Genomic DNA, 19,799 nt, shown 5'->3' on the forward strand with positions numbered 1-19,799 from the left:
CGCCGCCCGTTCCGCCGGCCGGTCAGGCTCCGGCCTCGGCGTTCGCGCCGGCCGGCTTGGTGACCTGGGTGATCCAGGGCGCCTTGTAGTCGGCCAGCTGGGTCTGCTTGTTGTCCCAGGTGCCGTAGCGCGGGTTGACGTCGACGCGCAGCGCCTTCGACGCCTTGCTGAGCGCCTCGCCGACGGCCTGCTGCCCGGCGGGCTGCTGGAGGTCGGCGCCGAGCGCCTGGGCGAGCTTCGTCAGTTGGACCTGCTCGCGCAGGACGGCGTCGATCTGACCGGGGGCGACCCAGCTCTGCTGGAGCATCGCCGTCCGCAGCCGCGCCTCCCCGCCGGACTGGGCCGCCGCCGCCCTGCGCATCTGCTGGATGTCGTTGCGGTCGACGGTGACACCCGCGTCCTGCGCGGCCCGGTCCAGGACCCGGTCGAAGATCATGCCGTGCAGCTTGGCCCGGCTGAGCTGTCCGGACTTGTCGATGAGCTGGGAGGCGTCCTTCGAATCGCGCTGGGCCTCGCGGACGGCCGCCACCTGGCTCTGCAGCGTGGAGACCTCGATCCGGTCCCCGCCGACGACGGCCGCGGCGCCCGGGTGGGCCTCGCTGCCGCAGGCGGTCAGGAGTGGGGCGCCGGCGAGCAGGGCGGCGGAGACGGTGAGCGCGGTGCGACGGCGGCGGTGCAAAGGAACCTCCCGGGGAGACTTTGTGCATCAGTGCACAAGACCTTGCGGTGATCGATGTTAGGCAGTGGACGTGGCTGGGGCCACTGATTCGACCAACGATTCGGAAGGAGTTGGGGATGTGGGCCCGATCGGGACCGCCCGGCGGGGCTCAGGGCACGCGTTCGGGCGACGGGACCCGGGGCTCCGGCCGCAGCATGATCGTGCGCGAGACGACGAAGGTGATCGGGATGGCCGCCGCGGCCGCGACCAGTGGCGCGTACCGGCTGCTGAACCCGGCGAGGTCGACCAGCAGATAGACACCGCCGGTCGTGATGACGAAGTTGGCGGCGTTGGTGAGCGGGAAGAGCAGGAACTTCCGCCAGGTGGGACGGGTCCGGTAGGTGAACCAGGAGTTCAGGAAGAAGGACCCGACCATGCTCAGCGCGAAGGCGGTCACATGGGCGGCGATATAGGGCAGCCATGTCAGCAGCACCAGGTAGCAGCCGTAGTACGTGCCGGTGTTCACCACTCCCACGAGGGCGAACCGGGCCATCTGTGCGGTGACCGTCATCGGCGTACGAACTCCTGGGGCTCCCGTGTCCGGTGCGACGCCTCGGTGTTCGTGGCCTTCACCAGGAAGTGCGGGCGCCGCTTCACCTCGTAGTAGATACGGCCGACGTACTCGCCGACCACTCCGACCATCACCATCTGGACCCCGGCGAGCGCGGTGACCACGACGATGAGGGTGACATAGCCGGGGGTGTCGACCCCCTGCACCAGGGCGACACCCACGATCCACGCGGCATAGGCGAAGGCCACAGACAGCAGCAGCATGCCCAGGTAGAGCGCGGCGCGCAGCGGTTTGTTGTTGAAGGACAGCAGACCGTCGAGGCCGTAATTGAGCAGCTTTCCGAAGGTCCAGGCGGAACTGCCCTGCTCACGGACGGCATTCTCGTAGCTGAAGGTCGTCGTACGGAATCCCACCCAGGCGAAAAGGCCCTTGGAGAACCGGTTGTATTCGGTGAGTTCCAGTACGGCGTCGACGGTGCGGCGGGAGAGCAGCCGGAAGTCCCCGACGCCGTCGACCAGCTCCACGTCCACCATGCGGTTGATCAGCCAGTAGTAGGCGCGGGCGCTGAGCGTGCGGGTGACCCGGTCGCCCTTGCGGGTGCGGCGGGCGATCACCTGGTCGTAGCCCTGCGCGTGCTCCTGGAGCATGCGGCCCACGAGCTCCGGCGGGTGCTGGAGGTCGGCGTCCATGATGACGACGGCGTCGCCCTCGGCGTGCTGGAGACCGGCCAGCATGGCGGCCTCCTTGCCGAAGTTGCGGCTGAAGGAGACATAGCGGACCCGTGGGTCGGCGGCTGCCAGCTCCTGGAGGATCACCAGGGTCCGGTCCGCACTGCCGTCGTCGACGAACACCAGCTGGAATTCATGTCCCAGCCCGGTCATTTCGTCCGTGACGCGTTCATGGAAGCGTTCGAGGATCTCTTCCTCGTTGTAACAAGGCACCACCAGCGAGATCAGCACGGATGTACATCAGCGCGGCCAGATGTCGGAACCCGATGCAGCACGTGGCCGGTGAGCGTCCATTACGTGAACTGACCCAATTCGGCACGGGTTTGGGCGTTCGAAGCTGGCATATTCCTGCGTATGCCGACTTCCCGCCCCCGCCTGTGCGCGGGCTCGCTCGCCGCGCTGCTCACCGTCGCCGCGGTCTGCGCGGGTGACGCCGTGGCCCGCGTCTTCCCGTTCGGGCCGTACACGCGCAGCGTCAACGACCTGGGCAATCAGTTCGTGCCGTTCCACGCCCGGCTGTGGGACCTGCTGCACGGGAACGCCGACGGCGGGCTGCTGCTCAACTGGTCCTCCGGGTACGGGACGAGCTTCCTGCCGGATCTCGGCACCTATCTGACCAGCCCGTTCGCCCTGCTCGTCGGGGTCTTCCCACGCGACCGCATCGATCTCGCGGTCTATGTGGTGACGATCCTCAAGATGGCGTCGGCGGCGGCGCTGATGACGCTGTTCCTGCTGACGCTGCGCGGTGGGCGCTGGTGGGCGGCCGGGGCGCTCGGTGCCTCGTACGCGCTGTGCGGCTGGTCGGTCGCCGAGGCCTCGTACAACCCGATGTGGCTGGACGGGCTGGTCGCGCTGCCGCTGCTCTGCCTGGTCGCCGAGTGGGCCCGTACGGGACGGCACCGGATCGCCGGGCCGCTGCTGGTCGCGGTGGTGTGGGCGGCCAACTTCTACACGGCGTACATGGCGACGCTCGGTGCCGCCCTGGTGCTGGCCGTCCGGCTCTTCACCGAGCGGGACGACCGGCGGGCGGTGGTCCGGGGTCTGGTGCGGGCGGTCTGCACGGTCGGGGTGGGCGTCGGGCTCGCGGCGCCCGTCCTGCTCCCCGTCTACCTGGGCACCAAGCACGCCTACCCGGGCTGGGACCGTGCGTTCGCGCCCGCCGCCTGGCCCGATGTGCTCGCCCGGCTGCTGCCCGCCACGTACAGCTTCTTCACCCCGGCGCTCTTCCTGGGCACCGGCACCCTGCTGCTGGCCTGTGCGCTGGCCTTCCAGCGGTCCGTGCCGGGGCGCGAGCGGTGGGCGTGGGCGGGACTGGTGGCGGGGGTCGCGCTGTCGTTGCAGTGGGAGCCGACGCATCTGCTGTGGCACGCCTTCGCCACGCCCAACGGCAGCCCGTACCGGCAGACGTTCGTGCTGGCCGGGCTGGTGGTGATCGCCGCCTGGGTCTCGGTCTCGTACGGCTGGCCGGGGCGGCGGGCGCTGCTCGGCGGGGTCGCGGTCCTGGTGCTGCTCGCGGCCGGGGCGGGCTTCAGCGATCTGGTCACCGGGTGGACGTATCCGCTGTTCGGGGTGGGTCTGGTGGCCGCGGCCTGCGCTCTGGTGCTGGTCGGGCGGGGCCGCAGGCTCGCGGCGCTGGCCGCCGTGCTGCTGATCGGCGCCCAGGCCGGGCAGGCCGCCGCGTCCACCGCGTACTTCGACCGGGAGCGGCTGAACCGGCTCGACGACTACGCGCCCTGGGGCGAACGGCAGCGGACCCAGGCGGCCGTGGTGGCGGGCGCCGACGGCTGGCCGGGCTACCGCACGGACCCCGGCCGGGAGCAGACCACCGCCAACGATCCGCTGCTGGTGGGCGGGCAGGGCGGCGCGTACTACAGCAGCCACACGCCCGATGTGCTGACCCGCACGATGCGTGCGCTGGGCGGCGGGTGGACGTCGAACGGGCGGGCCGTGCAGAGCCTCGACAACCCGGTCACGGACGCGGTCTTCTCGGTCGGCGCGCGGGTGCGCGGGCCGCGCGATCCGCACCAGGGGGCCGGGCGCACGGGCATGGGCGGTACGGACGACCGGCCGGTGACGGTGAGCCGTGCCGAGGTGCCGCCGCTGGTGACGGTGCGCGGGGCGGGCGGGCCGGTGCCGTACGGCCGTTCGCCGTACCGGAACCAGGAGCGGCTGCTCGGCTCGCGGGTCTACACGGTCCCGGCGACGGCGCTGCGCACGGCGGCCGGCGGTGCGGTGGCCGACAAGGGGGCGGACGACTACCGGGTGGGGCGCGGCGCGTACACACTGACCGCCGCCTGCCCGGCGGGCACCGAGGCGTATCTGTGGTCGCCCGACCTGTTCGGCCGGGCACGGCTCGGCGACGGCCCGGAGGTCGAGTTCAAGGGGCAGCTGCCGGCCCGGCGTGCCGCCATGCACCACCTGGGCACGGTCGGCAAGGACGGGAACGTGCGGGTCACGCTGGCCCCGGTACGCGCCGGGACCGTGCCGCACGGGGCGATCGGCTGTCTGGACCGGACCCGGCTGTCCTCGGCGGTCGCCGGGCTGAAGCGCACCGGCGCGACCGCCGTCCACGTCACCGACCACGGCGTCCGCGCCGAACTGCCGCCCGGCACCACCGGAACGGTCGTACTCGCCGCGCCCCGGATCGCGGGCTGGAGCTGCCAGGGCCGCCCCGCCGACAGCTACCTGGGCCTGGTCGCCACCCCGGCCCCCGCGGACGGCACGGCCGTCGACTGCGCGTTCCGGCCCCCGGGCCTGCGGGCGGGCGCGGTGGCGGGGGCGGGCGCGCTCACCGTTCTCGTGCTCGGCGGGGCGGGGCTCGCGTACCGGCGGCGGCGGGACGCGGGGGCCGGGCGGCCCGGCTCCGACCGGGCTCCGCGACAGGCCGGGACGCCGGAGCCCGTGGACGCCTGACCGGGGCCGGGGGCGGAACGCCCGCCCCCGGGCCGGTGATCAGCCGCCCCGTACCTCCACCTGGCGGTCGAGCCTGCGACGCAGCTCCACCGGCAGCGGATGGTGGGGCCCGTAGGCACGCTCGGCGTCGTACAGCAGCGCCTGGAGCTGGACGCGCGCGGTCACGTGGTCGCCGAGCGCGAGCAGCAGGTGGGCGATGCGGTTGCGGATCTCGAAGGAGCGGGCCGGGTCGCCGCCGGGGGTGCCGTGGTTCTCGTGGTACGGGAGGACCGCGCGGTACTCCGCGAGCGCGGCGGCCGGTTCGCCGAGCTGCTCCAGGCACTGGGCCGCGTCGTAGCGGAACTGGAGCGTCTGCGCGTCGGCCGGGCCCGCCTCCGCCGCGCGGTCGTCGGCGAGGCGGCGCAGCTCGGGCAGGGCGCGGCGGTACTGCCCGTCGTCCATCAGGGTCGCCGCGTACTGCTTGCGCAGGATGCGGACCACGGCGGAGTCCTCGCCGTGCTGTTCGGCGGCGGCCGGGAGGATCGAGCCGAGGATGTCCACGGCCTGGGTGATCCGGCCCTCACCGAGCAGCCTCTTGACGTCGTCGACGGCGGCGGCCACATCGGGCCGGGCGACCGCGGGGGCGGGCGGGCCCGTCGGCGGGGGCGGGGTGCTGGTGCGGTCGGGCCAGGGGGCGTGCGGGCGCAGGAAGGGGCGGGTCGGGTCGAGCGGTCCGGAACAGGGTCCGGTGCCCGGCGAGGGGAGCAGCGGGGCGAGGTGCTCGTACACCTCCTGGGCGCCGGACGGGCGGTGCTGCGGGTCCTTGGCGAGCAGCCGCAACACCAGCGCTTCGAGCGGCTCGGGGATGTCGGGCCTGATCCGGCGGACCGGGAGCGGCGGCTCGTAGAGGTGGCGGTGCAGCACCCCGAGGGCGGTGGACCCGGCGAACGGCACCTCGCCGCTGAGCAGTTCGTGGAGGAGCACGCCGAGGGCGTACAGATCGGTGTACGGGCCGACGGCGCCGCCCATCGCCTGCTCGGGGGCCATGTAGGCCGGGGAGCCGATCGGTGAGCCGGTGTGGGTGAGCCGGGTGGTGTCGGTGTCCAGGACGGAGGCGACGCCCAGGTCGAGGACGGTGACGGTGCCGTCCGGGCGGACCATCACGTTGCGCGGCTTGAGGTCGCGGTGGACGATCGGCACCGCGTGCACGGCGCACAGGACGGCGCAGAGCTGGGCGGCGACCGCGACGGACCACTGCCAGGGGTACGGGTCGTGCTCGGCGAGATGGTCGGCGAGGTCGGCGCCCTCGACGTACTGCATGACGAGGAACAGGTCGTCGCCGTCGCTGCCCGCGTCGTGGACGGTGACCAGGCCCGGGTGGTCGACCTGGGCGGTGACCCGGCACTCGCGGACGAAGCGGCGGCGCAGCTCGTCGGCGGCCTCGCCGTCGACGGGGCCGGTGACCCGGTCGGGGCGGAGCAGCTTCACCGCGACGCGGCGGTCCAGGCGCTGGTCGTAGGCCGTCCAGACCTGGCCCATGCCGCCCTGGCCGAGGATGGTCGCCAGTTGGTACCGACCACCGATGAGACGGCCGTTCACCGGCCCTCCTCCTTACGGAGGTAGTCGCTCAGTTCGTCGAGCTCGGCGCGGACCTGGTCGATGCGGTGGGGGTGGGGCTGGGGATGAGGTTGTTGCTGTTGCCGGGGTGCCGGCTGGGGCTGCTGTGCCGGTCGAACCGGCGGCGCGGGCGCCGGGGCCGGCAGGGGCGCGGGCATGGGCGCGGCTGCGGGCATCCGCGTCGGCACCGTGGGCGCGTACGGGTACCCGTATCCGTACCCCGGCACCGGCGGGACGGCGGAGTAGCCGCCCATCGGGTGCTGCTCCGTCAGCCGGTCGTAGTGGCGGACATCCCCGACCAGGTAGTACGCGATCGAGCCCAGCATCGTCACCAGCAGCAGCGGGATGAGGACGTTGTCGATGCCGGTCGGCTCGTCGTTGCCGTCCCGGCCGAGGATCGGGATGAGCACGCAGACGAAGACGAACCCGGCCCCGGTCAGCCACCAGTCGGACGCCCGGCGGCGCACGATCGCGAGGCGGAGCAGCGGGCTCCACAGCAGTATGCCGACCGAGCCCACCGAGAGCACGACGAACAGCACCCGCATGGAGACGATCCAGGCCCGGCTGGGAACCCGGCGCGGCGGCGTCGGCGGATGACCCGGGGCGTACATGGCTGCTCCTGGAGACCTGGTCGTTGAACATCCGCGCACACGCTCCGTGCACGCAGACCGAGCGTAAAGGGCGACACCGGCAACCGGCCCCGGGTTGTACGGATCCGCTGTGGTTCAGCTCACCCCGGCGCGACCGTGCCGTCCGTCAGCCCGTCGTACATCCCCTGGACGAGCTGTCCGCCGAGCCGGCCGGCCAGTCTGAGGGCGTCCTCGAACTCGGCCAGGGCACGGAACCGTTGCCCGTACCGCCGCTGCTCCGCGAGCGGCAGCCGCGGCAGTTGGAGGCGGCGGGCGTCCAGCCGGGTGGCGGTGGAGGCGTAGCTGCTGGCCTGGCGGTTGTTGGCGGTGCCGCGCAGGAACCCGGCCAGGAACCAGGGGTCGAGGGCGGCCGGATCGGGGCGCAGCAGCTGGAGGTTGCGGCCCAGGGCGGCGCCCGCGGTGGCGTCGTCGATGACGCGGGCGACGGAGCCGCCGCCGAGCACGGGGACGACGACATCGCCCGGTTCGACGAGGACGGGCTCCTCGGGGGGCCCGTCGGCGGGCAGGCTTCCCGAAGGGGCGGCGGAGCCGAGGACGTCGTGTTCGGTGAGGACGGGGCCCTGGCCGGTGCCTGAGCCGCCGGTACGGAGCTGGAGGGCACCGGCGCGGGCGAGTTCGCCGACGGTGGTGAGCGGCCAGTGGGCCGGGTCGGAGGGGGTCACGGCGGGCGGGGTGAGGGTGCCGGTGAGGCCGAGCGTCTCGGTGAGCCGTTCCCGTACGCGGATCAGCTCGGCGGGTCCGCCCGTGGCGGCGGGCGGCAGATGGCGGGCGGGGGCCAGGTCCACGTCGTCGTCGAGGAGTTCGATGACGGGTACGGCGCGGCCGGCGCCGGGGCGGGCAGCGAGGTCGGGGTCCTCGAAGGACTGCCAGGCGTCGAGGACGGCGCGGTGCACGGCCTGCCAGTCGAGCCGGTCGCGCCCGCCTGCGGGGGCGGCCTGCGCCGGGCCCGCCGAAGGCGATTCGGCGGGTTCGGCGGTGTCGACGAGCAGCAGTTCCGGCGAGGGGTGCCGGCCGCTGCCGGGCTTGCGGAGCACCCAGAGGTGGAGCGGAATGCCGTACGGGGGCGCGGCGCCGGCCGGGAGCGCGATGACGGCGCGCAGGGCGCCGCGGCGCAGCAGATCGGCGCGGATCCGGCGGCCGGAGCGGCGCGAGGCGGCGGCCGGGGGCATCAGCAGTACGGCGGTGCCGCCCTCGCGCAGATGGGCCAGCGCGTGCTGGACCCAGGCGAGCTCGGACTCGGTGCGGGCCGGGAAGCCGTATTCCCAGCGCGGGTCGTAGGCGAGTTCGTCGTGGCCCCAGTTGCGTTCGTTGAACGGCGGGTGGCAGAGCACGGCGTCGGCGGCGAGCTGCGGGAAGGCGTCGGCGCGCAGGGTGTCGGCGGTCCGTGCCGCCAGGGCACAGCCGGTGTCGGTGTGCAGGGCGAGCCGCAGCGCGGTGAGCGCGGCGAGGTCGGGGTCGGCCTCCTGGGCGTACAGGGCGGCCGGGCGGCCGACGGCGCGCAGCAGGGCGCCGGTGCCCGCGGCCGGGTCGAGGACCGTGCGGGCGGGCCGCTCCGACGTCTCCGCCAGGGCGGCCATCAGCTCGGCGAGTCCGGGCGGGGTGAGGGTGTACTGGCGGGGGTTGGCGTCCAGCTGACGGCCGAGCAGGAACTCGAAGGTCTCCTGGGCCCCGGTCCCGGCGGCGAGTTCGGCGGCGGCGCGGAGCAGCGGTACGGAGGGGAGCAGTTCGGCCGGGCTCGGGGCGTGGACGGCCCGCCCGGCTTCCGCCGGACCGAAGCGGGCGGTGAGCGCCTTGTCGACGGCGAGGGAGAGCACGCCGGCCATCCCTTCGTCCGACGCGGCGGTGATCTCCGGCCAGGCGTGGGGGGACGTTCGCAGGAGCAGCAGGGCGCAGCCGGTGTGGACCAGGGCGGGGACCGGACCGGCGGGGTGCCCGGCGAGGTGCTGCCAGACCCGTTCGCGCAGCGGGACCTCGGCGAGTTTCCCCTGGTCGCGGAGCCACTGCTCGACCTCGGACAGGGCGAAGGACGGGCTCGTCTCGGTGCCCCCCACGGGTTTGGGGAAGTCGGCGTGGCGGCGGCGCCAGTTGCTGACCGCGGCGCGCCCCACTCCGGCCAGCCGTGCGATCCCGGCCGCGGTCACCTCTGTCGAGTTCTCCGGCACTGACTGTCTCCCTGGTCCTGGCGCTCGTCCCGGTACTGGCTTGTCGGCGAGCATACCGACCCGGTTCACACGACATCGATTCACAGCGTGCATCAACCCATCCACCGTGAACCGTGTTGACTCGGTTCACAAGCTCTGCTGTTATTGACCCATCGCCACACCGGAGCGGTGCACGGAACCGCTCACCATCCATTTCTGCTTTTGCCGGAGGGCACAGCCATGTCCCAGTTCACGCAGCCGCCGCAGTCCCCGCAGCCCCAGCAGCCGTACGCCCCCGCCCAGACGCCGGGGACGCGCCCGGCCCGCAACGGACTGGGCATCGCCGCTCTCGTCCTGGGTGTCATCGGCGCCGTGTCCGGCCTGGTCCCGTTCCTGTTCTGGCTGGCCGGCATCCTCGGCCTCATCGCCCTGATCCTGGGCCTGGCGGGCCGGGGCCGGGCGAAGCGCGGCGAGGCCACCAACAAGGGCGTGACCACCTTCGGCGCCGTGCTCGGCCTGATCTCGCTGATCCTCGCGGTGGTGGGCGCGGTGATCACGTTCAAGGCCGTGGGCGACGCGGTGGACGACCTCGGCAAGGCGGTGTCGGACACCACGGCCTCCGCGAAGCCGAAGCCCGGCGACGACTCCGCCAAGGGCGGGGGCACGGACAAGGCCGGCGCGGAGAAGAAGGACACCGGCAAGGCACTGGAGGCCGGTGACTCGGCCGTGTACGACGACGATCTGACGGTCACGGTCGGCGACGCCACCTCGTACACCCCGGACGCCTACGCCGCCGGACACACCAAGGGCCAGAAGGCCTACCGGGTCGCCGTCGTCATCGAGAACGCGGGCAAGGAGAAGTTCGACTCCGCGCTCGTCAGCGTCTCGGCGCGGGCCGGGAAGGACGGCGTGGACGCCGGGCAGATCTTCGACAACAAGGTCGGCGCGGGCTTCAGCGGCACGGTCCTGCCGGGCAAGAAGGTCACGGTCCAGTTCGCCTTCGACGCCCCGGCGGACGCCAAGAACCTGACCGTCGAGGTCAACCCCGGCTTCACGTACGACGCCTCCCAGTGGGACCTGAAGCTCTGACCGTCCTTCCGGGCCCGGACAGAACGAACCACACAGAGCGAACCGCACAGGCCGAACCACACAGGCCGAACCGGGCAGAACGCGAACCGGACAGAACGAACCGGAGAGACCGGAGCCGCCCACCATGCGCCTTCTCGCCCGCGCCTCGGCAGCCACCCTGAGCGCCGCGACCGCCCTCGCCCTCGCGTCGGCCTGCGGCATGCTTCCGGAGGACGCACCCGACGCCACCGCCCCCTATGCGCGGCTGACCGGCCCCGAGGTCGTCAACAAGGCCCTCGCGGCGACCCGGGCCGCCAAGTCGGTCCGCATGGCGGTGGAGACGACCTCCCCCGAGGGCCCGGTCGAGGCGTTCGTGGCCACGGACATCAGGGGCGCGTGCACGGTCACGCTCTCCCTGGGCGCGACCGGCACCATGGAGCTGGTGCGGACGGGCGGCACGGTCCGCACCAGATCCGACATCAGAACCACCACCGCCGATACCGCCACCAAGACCGCCACCGATACCGCCGACCGCGCAGGCCGCTGGACGAAGCCCGCCCCCGGCGACCGGCACGCGGAGCTGGCCGAACGCTACTGCGACCGCGAGACCTTCCTCGGCCCCCTCGCACCGCAGAGCGGAACGGCCCGCAAAGGAAGGACGACCACCACCTCCGGCTCCGACGCGCCCGCCCTGACCGTCACCGGAAAAACAGCCGAGGGGAAATGGGCGGCGGACATCGCCACCACCGGCAAGCCCTTCCTGCTGAAGCTGAAGCTGCGCCTCCCGCACGACGGCACGGGAGGCGGCACCGCCCCCGCGACAGTCGAATTCTCCGCATTCGACCAGCCGTTCACAGTGAACGCGCCGAAGACCTGAAGCCCCCGGACCACCGGGGCACCGGAACCCGCCCCGCCCCGGGGCGGGTTCCACCCGTCCGTCACCCGCCCCGTCAGGGGCCCGTCCGGACGGTCACCCGCCGCACTGCTCCAGCATCGCCCTCTTGTCGGCGGCGGTGACCGGCAGTTCGTACTTCAGGGACACCTGCGCGAACCGCACCGCGTACGAGCAGCGGACCGGCTTGTAAGGCGGCAGCCAGGAGGCCGGCCCCGAGTCGCGCTTGGCGTTGTTGGCCGGACCGTCCACCGGAACGAGGTTGAGCGGGTCGTTGGCGATCTGCTGCCGCTTGGCCTCGTTCCAGCGCGCGGCGCCCATCTGCCAGTCGTACGAGAGCGGCATGACGTGGTCGATCTGCACCTTGGTGGCCTGCTGCTTGCGCCAGTCGATGGTCGAGCCGGTGTACGGGTCCTTGAGGGTCATCGACACGACCACACAGTCCGAACCGGACCTGAACTTCACGTCCTTGCCGTCCCTGGCGAGGAGGTCGTTGCGGGTGTCGCAGCCGTTCCTCGCGAGCGGTATCCCGTCGACCGAGTCCTTCCACGCGTAGCCGAACTTGTCCCGCGCATAACCGGTCTTCGGCCCCCGCCCCTTCGTCGCCACCTTCTCGATGACCTTCCGGCCGGCCGCCCGGTCCGCCTCGGAGGTGAGCGGCGCGAGCCCCGGCTTCGTACCGTCGGCGTTGTCGAGCGGGCTGGCCCCGAATCCGGTGACGGCCCGCCCGCCTCCGCTCCCCTCGGAGGGTGAGGACTCAGGGTCGCAGCCGGCCAGGGCCAGCACCGCCGCCACGCTGAGGGCGGGCAGCATCACTCGGTATGTGCGGGGAGATATCACTCGGAACCGTCCTGACGGGGAGAAAGCCGAACCCGGGAATCCTACGGAGGCCTTCCCCGCTGACGGGTGTTCATGAGCACGCCACCGCCCCGATGCGGCCGGAATCACATCCTCCGCCCCCGGCCCGGCCTCGGCCCGCCCCCGGCCCGGCCGGGCCCCGGCTCAGGCCCGCATGCCCCCGTCCACGCGCAGGACCGTGCCGGTCACGTAGGAGGCGCGGTCGCTCAGCAGCCAGGCGGCCGCCTGGGCGATCTCATCCGGGTCGGCCGCGCGGCCCAGCGGGGTCCGGGCGTTGAGCTGCTCGATGATGCCGGGAGAATCCGCCTCCCACTCGTGGACCATCTCGGTGAGCGTGGTGCCGGGCGCGATGGCGTTGACCCGGATGTTCTCCGGGCCGTAGGTGACGGCGGCCGACGCGGTGAGGCTGTTGACCGCCCGCTTCGCGGCGCCGTAGGCGGGCAGCCAGGGGTTGCCCATCAGGCTGCCGACGCTGGAGGTGTTGACGATCGCCCCGCTCCCGGCGGTGGCCCGGATCGCGGCGATCTCGGCGTTCATGGCGAGCCACGGCCCCTTGAGGTCGACCGCGTACACACGGTCGAAGTCGACCTCCGCCAGCTGGTCCATCGGGCCGGGCGGCTGGGCCGTCGCACCGTTGTTGAAGGCGGCGTCGAGCCGTCCGTACAGCTCCACCGTCCGGTCGACGGCGGCCCGGATGCCCGCCGGGTCGGCCAGATCGCACAGCGCGTACTCCGCGGTGCCGCCCGCCGCCCGGATCTCCTCGGTCACCGCCTTGAGCTGGGCCTCGGTACGGGCCGCGAGGAGCACCCGGGCGCCCTCCTGGGCGAAGAGCCGCGCGGCGGCCGCGCCGATGCCGCGGCCGGCTCCGGTGATGAAGGCGACCTTGCCGGCGAGCAGGCCCGGATGTGCGGTGGACGTGGTGGCTGCGGTGGATGTGATCGTCGTGTCGTTCATGCCGACGAGCCTGCGCCGGGCCGCGGCCCTCATCCAGGCACCGGCAGTACCTGGCTGGGCCGGCCGGAGCTCGCGCACACTGGACGGGTGGATCGACGAGAACTGGCAGGTTTCCTGCGCAGCAGGCGCGAGCGGATCACCCCCGCCGACGTGGGGCTGCCCGCCGGGCCGCGCCGCCGCACACCGGGGCTGCGCCGCGAGGAGGTGGCGCAGCTGGCGTTCATCTCGACCGAGTACTACACCCGGCTGGAGCAGGCACGCGGCCCGCATCCCTCCCGCGAGGTGCTGGTCCAGCTCGCTCGCGCCCTGCGCCTGTCGGACGCCGAGCGCGACCACCTCCACCACCTCGCCGGCACCCCGCCCGGCCCGCTGCCGGGCCCGTCGAGGGAGGTGCGGCAGAGCATCGTCGACCTGCTGCACCGGCTGCCGGAGGCCGCGTCGCTGGTGCTGTCGGCGACGTACGAAGTGATCGCCTGGAACGACCTGGCCGCCGCACTGATGGAGGACTTCTCCGCCCTGCCGCGCCGCGACCGCAATCTCATCCGGCGCGCCTTCCTGGGACCGCACCGCAACGGCCGGCCCCTGTACGGGGTCTCGGACGCGGACGAGTTCGTCCGGACCTCGGCCCAGCACCTGCGCGCCGCCGCGGCCCGCTACCCGGGCGACCCGGAGGTGACCGGTCTGGTGGACGAACTCCTGTCCGGCAGCGAGGAGTTCGCCCGCATCTGGGCGGCCCACGACGTGACCGCCCGCCCCACCCTCTGCAAGACCTTCCATCACCCCCTCGTCGGCCCTGTCTCCGTCAACTGCGACATCCTGGACATCGCCGACCGGGACCAGCGGGTCGTCATCTACACCGCCACCCCCGGCTCACCGGCCGAACAGGCCCTGCGGCTGCTGTCGGTCGTCGGCACCCAGCGCCTGGACGTGCCCGGCTAGAACGCCCGCGTTCCGTCGTGGCCGGAACCCGGGCACCGCTCACTCGGCAACGAACTCGTACTGCAACTCGTACAGATGCCCCGCCTTGACCATGACGGTCGCCTCGATGGGCCGCTCGTCGTCGCTGTGGACGACGCGCAGGGTACGGAGCACCGGCAGCCCGCCGGGCAGTCGGAGCGCCTGGTACTGCTCCTGGGTGGGGACGCGCGCGGAGACCCGGTCCACGCTGAGTCGCGGCGGGCAGCCCAGCTCGGCGAGCAGGGTCGGGGTGCCGCCAGGGATCTTTCGGGGCTCGGTCATCGCCGTGCCATGGGCGATGTCCAGCGGGTAGTAGGACGCGACCAGCTCGACCGGCTCGTCGTCGATCGTGAGAAGTTGGCGCCGCAGGACCGCGGTGCCGGACTTCGGGAGCCGGAGCGCTTCGGCGACGTCCGCAGGCGGCACAGCCTCGGCGACCTCAAGGAGCGTGCTGTGCGCGCGGGAACCGTTCCTGGCCGCTTCGGTCAGCCAGCGGTACGGCTCGCCGGAACCCGCCGGAGCCATGGACGAGGCCGGGCGGACGGTTCGCTGCCGGTGCTCGCGGACCGTCACGGAGGCGCCCGCCCTGCCGATCACCAACTGTTCGTCCTTGAGCAGTTGCAGCGCCTTCTGCACCGTCGCGTTCGAGGCGTCGAACCGTTCCTTGAGATGCACGGTGGAGGGCAGGCTGGCGCCGGGAGCGAGGTCCCCGCCCATGATCTGGTCCCTGAGGTCGGCCGCGATCCGCTCGTGCAGTGAACGGCGGTCGACGGCATCCGCTTCGGGTCTGGGCACAGTCATCCGATCCTGATCTCGTACCGCAACTTCTGGCGCCGTGGCGGCATGACCATGATGTCGACCTGAATGGGCCGATCCTCGTCGTCCAGCGTGAGCCGGGTCAGTTGCAGTACGGGCTCGCCGGCTGCCAGCCCCAACTGTTCCCGCTCGTGGCCGCTCGCCAGCCTCGCGGTCACGTCCTCGCGGACGCGTACGCCGACGTGACCCAGGTCCGCCAGCAATCTGATCGCCCCGCCCCGGATCTTGGCGGTCCCGGCCAGAGCAGTGCCGCCCGCGATGCTCACGGGGTAGTACGTGTCCGTCAACTCGCAGGGCTCACCGTCGAGATACATGATCCTGCGACGAGCAACGACGCGCCGGCCGGCGGGCAGCCCCAGCAGTTCCGCAACCGCTTCCGCCGCGGCCACCTCGCCAGCCTGAATGATGCGCTGGCTGCCCCGGCGGCCCTCCGCGGCGGCCTCCGCGGCCCACGCGTCACCTGGACCCCCCGAAGACACGAAAAGGTACGGCACCGAGGTGCTGACCCATTCGCTGCCGCCCATGCCCTCCTCCTTCGCAGCCGACGCCCGTCCCAGCCTGCGGTATCCACACGGTAGGCGACCTGGCCGCACCCCCCAGAGTAAACCGTGCCGCTTTTCGCGAATAGCAGTACGGTGTGCGCGTCGTGCCCCACGAGCAAGGCGGTGGACCACCGTGTCCCTGTCTCAGCAACGGCGCTTTCCCCGGCGACGCACCTCTGTCGGTGCCTCACGCGACTTCGTCGTCGAAGCACTCACGGAGTGGCAGCTCACCACCTTGATCGAGGACATACGGCTCTGCGTCTCGGAACTGGCGACCAATGCCCTGCTGCACGGCGTCCCGCCGGGAAGGGAGTTCGCCGTCCGCCTCCGGGCAACAGAGGATCTCGTGCGCCTGGAAGTGCGGGACAGCGGCGGCGGACGACCGGCGATCCAGCACGCGGAAGATGACTGCTGCTCGGGGCGCGGCTTATTCCTGGTCGATGAAACTTGCCGCGGAGTTCGGCGTCGACCACCACGTCGTCGGCAAGACCGTCTGGCTCGCGTTCAGGAGACCGGCCGCCCCATGACGGGGAAGAGGTCCCGCCGAACGTCCGGCGGGACCTCTTCACGTACCGCTCCAGGAACTACGACCCCAGGATCGTAGTGAGGAACTCCCCCGTCCAAGACAGCAGTTCACGCCCCACGACCGGCTTGCCGCCGACCTTGGCGGTGGTGGGGCGGGGGACCAGGATCTGGTGGACGGCGGGCTTGATGACCGTTCTCGGGTAGAGGCGCTTCAGCCTCAGCTCCTGCGATTCGCGCAGTTCCACCGGGGCGAACCGGATGTTCGGGCCCTGGAGGACGATCTCGCCGACGCCGCAGGCGCGGGCCAGCATGCGCAGGCCCGCGACCAGGAGGAGGTTCTCGACCGGCTCGGGGAGCTTGCCGTAGCGGTCGGTGAGCTCCTCGCGGACCGCCCTGATGTCGTCCTCCGTGGTGGCGGAGGCGATGGCGCGGTACGCCTGGAGGCGCAGCCGCTCGCCGGGGGCGTAGTCGTGCGGGACATGGGCGTCGACCGGAAGCTCGATCTTGACCTCCAGCGGCGGCTCCTCCTCCACGCCGCCTTCGAGGGAGGCCCGGTAATCGGCGACCGCCTCGCCCACCATGCGGACGTACAGGTCGAAGCCGACGCCCGCGATGTGGCCGGACTGCTCGCCGCCCAGGAGATTTCCCGCGCCGCGGATCTCCAGGTCCTTCATCGCCACGTACATGCCCGCGCCCATCTCGGTGTGCTGGGCGATCGTGGCGAGGCGCTCGTGGGCCGTCTCGGTGAGCGGCTTCTCCGGGGGGTAGAGGAAGTAGGCGTACCCCCGCTCGCGGCCCCGGCCCACGCGGCCGCGCAGCTGGTGGAGCTGGGAGAGGCCGAAGTTGTCGCCGCGCTCCACGATCAGGGTGTTGGCGTTGGAGATGTCGATGCCGGACTCGACGATCGTGGTGGAGACCAGGACGTCGAACTTCTTCTCCCAGAAGTCCACCACCACCTGTTCCAGGGCCTGTTCGGACATCTGGCCGTGGGCCGTCGCGATACGGGCCTCCGGGACGATCTCGCGGAGCCTGGCGGCGGCGCGGTCGATCGACTCGACGCGGTTGTGGATGTAGAACGCCTGGCCCTCGCGGAGCAGTTCGCGGCGGATGGCCGCGCCGATCTGCTTCTCCTCGTACGGGCCGACGAAGGTGAGGACCGGGTGGCGCTCCTCGGGCGGCGTGGTGATCGTCGACATCTCGCGGATGCCGGTCACGGCCATTTCGAGCGTACGGGGGATCGGCGTCGCGGACATGGTGAGGACGTCCACGTTGGCGCGGAGCTTCTTCAGCTGCTCCTTGTGCTCGACGCCGAAGCGCTGCTCCTCGTCGACGATGACCAGGCCCAGGTCCTTGAACCTCGTCTCGGAGGAGAAGAGGCGGTGGGTGCCGATGACCAGGTCGACGGAGCCCTCGCGGAGCCCTTCGAGAGTCGCTTTGGACTCGGTCTCGGACTGGAAGCGGCTGAGCGCCCGCACGTTGACCGGGAACTGGGAGTAGCGCTCGGTGAATGTGCCGAAGTGCTGCTGGACGAGGAGAGTCGTGGGGACGAGCACGGCGACCTGCTTGCCGTCCTGGACCGCCTTGAACGCCGCCCGGACCGCGATCTCCGTCTTGCCGTAGCCGACGTCACCGCAGATCAGCCGGTCCATCGGGACGGACTTCTCCATGTCCTCCTTGACCTCGGCGATGGTGGAGAGCTGGTCGGGCGTCTCCGCGTACGGAAAGGCGTCCTCCAGCTCGCGCTGCCAGGGGGTGTCGGGGCCGAAGGTGTGGCCGGGGGCCGCCATCCGGGCCGAGTACAGCTTGATCAGGTCTGCGGCGATCTCCTTGACGGCCTTCTTGGCGCGCGCCTTCGTCTTCGTCCAGTCGGCGCCACCGAGCCGGTGCAGGGTGGGCGCCTCGCCGCCGACGTACTTGGTGACCTGCTCCAGCTGGTCGGTCGGGATGTAGAGCCGGTCGCCGGGCTGGCCGCGCTTGGCGGGGGCGTACTCGACGAGGAGGTACTCGCGGGTGGCGCCCTGCACGGTGCGCTGCACCATCTCGATGTAGCGGCCCACGCCGTGCTGTTCGTGGACGATGTAGTCGCCGGTCTCCAGCGTCAGCGGGTCGATCGTCTTGCGGCGGCGGGCCGGCATCCGGCCCAGGTCCTTGGTGGCGGTGCGCTGGCCGGTGAGATCCGTCTCGGTGAGGACGGCGAGCTTCAGCGCCGGGTCCACGAAGCCGTGGTCGATCGCGCCGCAGGAGACATGGACGACGGACGGGGTGATCTCCGCCAGGTCCGGGTCGAGACGGGCGGCGATGCCCTCGCCACCCAGCAGTTCGACGGTGCGGGAGGCCAGGCCCTGGCCCTCGGTGACGTACACCGTGCGCCAGCCGTCGGCGAGCCGGCCCTTGGTGTCGGCGAACGCGCGGGCGGTGTCGCCGCGGTACGCCTCCGGGGCGTGCATGCCGAGCCTGAGCGTGTCGGCGCCCTCATCGGCCTCGTCGGCCTCGCCGGCGGCGAACGGGGAGACCGACCACCACATCATCCCCAGCTCACGGGCCCGGTCCCGGACGTCCGCGATGCCCCACAGCGAGGCCGCGTCGACATCGATCGGGGCCTCACCCCCGCCCGCGGTCGCCGCCCAGGACGCCTGGAGGAACTCCTGGCTGGTGGCGACCAGGTCGGCGGCCCTGGTACGGACCCGCTCCGGGTCGCAGACCAGCGCCATCGAACCCTTCGGCAACACGTCGAGCAGCAGCTCCATGTCGTCGACGAGGACCGGGGCGAGGGACTCCATGCCCTCCACCGCGATCCCCTCGGCGATCTTGTTGAGCAGCTCGCCCAGCTCCGGGTGCTGCTCGGCGAGGGCGGCGGCCCGCTCCCGCACCTCGTCGGTGAGCAGCAGCTCACGGCAGGGCGGCGCCCACAGCCCGTGCTCGGCGATCTCCAGCGACCGCTGGTCGGCGATCTTGAAGTAGCGGATCTCCTCGACGTCGTCGCCCCAGAATTCCACCCGAAGGGGGTGCTCCTCGGTCGGCGGGAAGACGTCCAGGATGCCGCCGCGCACAGCGAATTCGCCACGCTTCTCGACCAGTTCGACCCGGGAGTACGCGGCCGCCGCGAGCGCCTCGACGGTCTTGCCGAGATCGGCGCTCTGGCCGATGCGCAGCGCCACGGGTTCCAGGTCGCCGAGCCCCTTGACCTGCGGCTGGAGCACGGAGCGGATGGGCGCGACGACGACGGAGACCGGGCCGGTCTCCGGGTCGTCCGCCCTCGGGTGCGCCAGGCGCCGCAGCACGGCGAGGCGGCGGCCCACGGTGTCCGAGCGGGGCGAGAGCCGCTCGTGCGGCAGCGTCTCCCAGGACGGGAACTCCGCGATCGTGTCCGGCGGCAGCAGGGTGCGCAGCGCGGCCGCCAGGTCCTCGGCCTCCCGGCCGGTCGCGGTGACGGCGAGCACGGTCCGCCCGGTCTCGCGGGCAAGCGCGGCGACGGCGAAGGGGCGGGCGGCGGGCGGGCCGACAAGGTCGACATGCATCCGGTGGCCGTCGCCGGCGGCCTTCACCGCTTCGTCGAGCGCCGGATCACGTACGACGACATCCAGCAGACCGTGCAGGCTCATGAAGGGCTTCCGTCCGGTAACGAAGGGCAGGTCCCGGCAGCCGGCTGCTGCCAGGGTCGGGGCAACGCGAAGGGCCCGACACGTGTGCGGGGGCGGCTTCCGGGCCGGACCGGGGACGCGGGCGGTGCGCGCGGTCCTCGTCGGCGGGTGCGCGGCACGTGCGGGGCACGGGCGGCGACACCGCGCCGCGGGCGCCCGCTCGGCCGGGCTTTCGCCGTCGTGTCCGCGTGCCGGGCCCGCCGGCACGGTCCAGGAGCCACCCCCGGGCGGGCCGGGGACCACCAGCCTACGACTCCGCAGGGGCGCCCGCGCCCGCGATCCGCCCCGG

The 19,799-nt window shown here is 72.5% G+C and carries 15 protein-coding genes and 1 pseudogene; 5 read left to right on the forward strand and 11 right to left on the reverse strand.

What is annotated here, in order from left to right; translation table 11 throughout:
• Positions 1-22 precede the first annotated feature (22 nt).
• The 3 genes from GA0115234_RS06405 to GA0115234_RS06415 all read right to left on the reverse strand — a co-directional run bounded on the left by GA0115234_RS06405 (position 23) and on the right by GA0115234_RS06415 (position 2,188).
• Positions 23-679 carry a SurA N-terminal domain-containing protein gene (locus GA0115234_RS06405; protein WP_093539879.1) on the reverse strand — a complete coding sequence of 219 codons (657 nt, stop codon included), beginning with the start codon at positions 677-679 and terminating at the stop codon, positions 23-25.
• 148 nt (positions 680-827) lie between these two features.
• Positions 828-1,229, reverse strand: a complete 402-nt coding sequence (locus GA0115234_RS06410; protein ID WP_093539880.1) for a GtrA family protein — start codon at positions 1,227-1,229, stop codon at positions 828-830.
• Positions 1,226-2,188, reverse strand: a complete 963-nt coding sequence (locus GA0115234_RS06415; RefSeq protein ID WP_093539881.1) for a glycosyltransferase family 2 protein — start codon at positions 2,186-2,188, stop codon at positions 1,226-1,228. The genes GA0115234_RS06410 and GA0115234_RS06415 overlap by 4 nt, the downstream gene beginning before the upstream one ends.
• Positions 2,189-2,311: 123 nt before the next feature.
• Between GA0115234_RS06415 and GA0115234_RS06420 the strand changes: the two genes are divergently transcribed.
• The gene (locus tag GA0115234_RS06420) at positions 2,312-4,870 is read left to right on the forward strand and encodes a YfhO family protein (RefSeq protein ID WP_093539882.1); all 2,559 of its coding nucleotides are present in this window, start codon (positions 2,312-2,314) and stop codon (positions 4,868-4,870) included.
• A 39-nt stretch (positions 4,871-4,909) separates the two neighbouring features.
• Here the strand turns inward: GA0115234_RS06420 and GA0115234_RS06425 are convergent, their stop codons facing one another.
• The 3 genes from GA0115234_RS06425 to GA0115234_RS06435 form a co-directional block, all read right to left on the reverse strand.
• On the reverse strand, positions 4,910-6,448 hold the full coding sequence (locus GA0115234_RS06425) for a serine/threonine-protein kinase (protein WP_093539883.1): 1,539 nt from the start codon (positions 6,446-6,448) through the stop codon (positions 4,910-4,912).
• Positions 6,445-7,077: a hypothetical protein gene (locus GA0115234_RS06430; protein ID WP_093539884.1), complete on the reverse strand. Its 633-nt coding sequence runs from the start codon at positions 7,075-7,077 to the stop codon at positions 6,445-6,447. The genes GA0115234_RS06425 and GA0115234_RS06430 overlap by 4 nt, the downstream gene beginning before the upstream one ends.
• A gap of 119 nt (positions 7,078-7,196) precedes the next feature.
• Positions 7,197-9,278 (reverse strand): N-6 DNA methylase, encoded by a 2,082-nt coding sequence (locus tag GA0115234_RS06435; RefSeq protein ID WP_093539885.1) that lies wholly within the window; start codon positions 9,276-9,278, stop codon positions 7,197-7,199.
• 219 nt (positions 9,279-9,497) lie between these two features.
• On the opposite strand from GA0115234_RS06435, the gene GA0115234_RS06440 reads away from it, so the two are divergent.
• Positions 9,498-10,346, forward strand: coding sequence for a DUF4352 domain-containing protein (locus tag GA0115234_RS06440; RefSeq protein ID WP_093539886.1), 849 nt, complete (start codon positions 9,498-9,500; stop codon positions 10,344-10,346).
• Positions 10,347-10,470: 124 nt separating this feature from the next.
• Positions 10,471-11,202, forward strand: coding sequence for a hypothetical protein (locus tag GA0115234_RS06445; RefSeq protein ID WP_093539887.1), 732 nt, complete (start codon positions 10,471-10,473; stop codon positions 11,200-11,202).
• A gap of 93 nt (positions 11,203-11,295) precedes the next feature.
• Here GA0115234_RS06445 and GA0115234_RS06450 read toward each other — a convergent pair whose 3' ends face one another.
• Entirely contained in the window at positions 11,296-12,030 is a 735-nt protein-coding gene (locus GA0115234_RS06450) for an HNH endonuclease family protein (protein WP_176729087.1), read from the reverse strand.
• A 189-nt stretch (positions 12,031-12,219) separates the two neighbouring features.
• Positions 12,220-13,029 carry an SDR family NAD(P)-dependent oxidoreductase gene (locus GA0115234_RS06455; RefSeq protein WP_093540135.1) on the reverse strand — a complete coding sequence of 270 codons (810 nt, stop codon included), beginning with the start codon at positions 13,027-13,029 and terminating at the stop codon, positions 12,220-12,222.
• Between the two features lie 87 nt (positions 13,030-13,116).
• Between GA0115234_RS06455 and GA0115234_RS06460 the strand changes: the two genes are divergently transcribed.
• Positions 13,117-13,968 (forward strand): helix-turn-helix transcriptional regulator, encoded by an 852-nt coding sequence (locus tag GA0115234_RS06460; protein WP_093539889.1) that lies wholly within the window; start codon positions 13,117-13,119, stop codon positions 13,966-13,968.
• Positions 13,969-14,007: 39 nt separating this feature from the next.
• Here the strand turns inward: GA0115234_RS06460 and GA0115234_RS06465 are convergent, their stop codons facing one another.
• Together GA0115234_RS06465 and GA0115234_RS06470 are read right to left on the reverse strand one after the other, a co-directional pair.
• Positions 14,008-14,787 carry a GntR family transcriptional regulator gene (locus GA0115234_RS06465; protein ID WP_093539890.1) on the reverse strand — a complete coding sequence of 260 codons (780 nt, stop codon included), beginning with the start codon at positions 14,785-14,787 and terminating at the stop codon, positions 14,008-14,010.
• A complete protein-coding gene (locus GA0115234_RS06470) occupies positions 14,784-15,326 on the reverse strand; it encodes a UTRA domain-containing protein (RefSeq protein WP_093539891.1) in 543 nt (180 codons plus the stop codon). The genes GA0115234_RS06465 and GA0115234_RS06470 overlap by 4 nt, the downstream gene beginning before the upstream one ends.
• 151 nt (positions 15,327-15,477) lie before the next feature.
• Here GA0115234_RS06470 and GA0115234_RS06475 point away from each other — a divergent pair.
• Positions 15,478-15,871: pseudogene (locus tag GA0115234_RS06475) on the forward strand (ATP-binding protein).
• Positions 15,872-15,928: 57 nt separating this feature from the next.
• Here the strand turns inward: GA0115234_RS06475 and mfd are convergent.
• Positions 15,929-19,471 carry a transcription-repair coupling factor gene (gene mfd / locus GA0115234_RS06480; RefSeq protein ID WP_093539892.1) on the reverse strand — a complete coding sequence of 1,181 codons (3,543 nt, stop codon included), beginning with the start codon at positions 19,469-19,471 and terminating at the stop codon, positions 15,929-15,931.
• Positions 19,472-19,799 lie beyond the last annotated feature (328 nt).

Origin of the sequence: Streptomyces sp. DvalAA-43, from assembly GCF_900091725.1 — a bacterium.
GTDB lineage: Bacteria > Actinomycetota > Actinomycetes > Streptomycetales > Streptomycetaceae > Streptomyces > Streptomyces pulveraceus.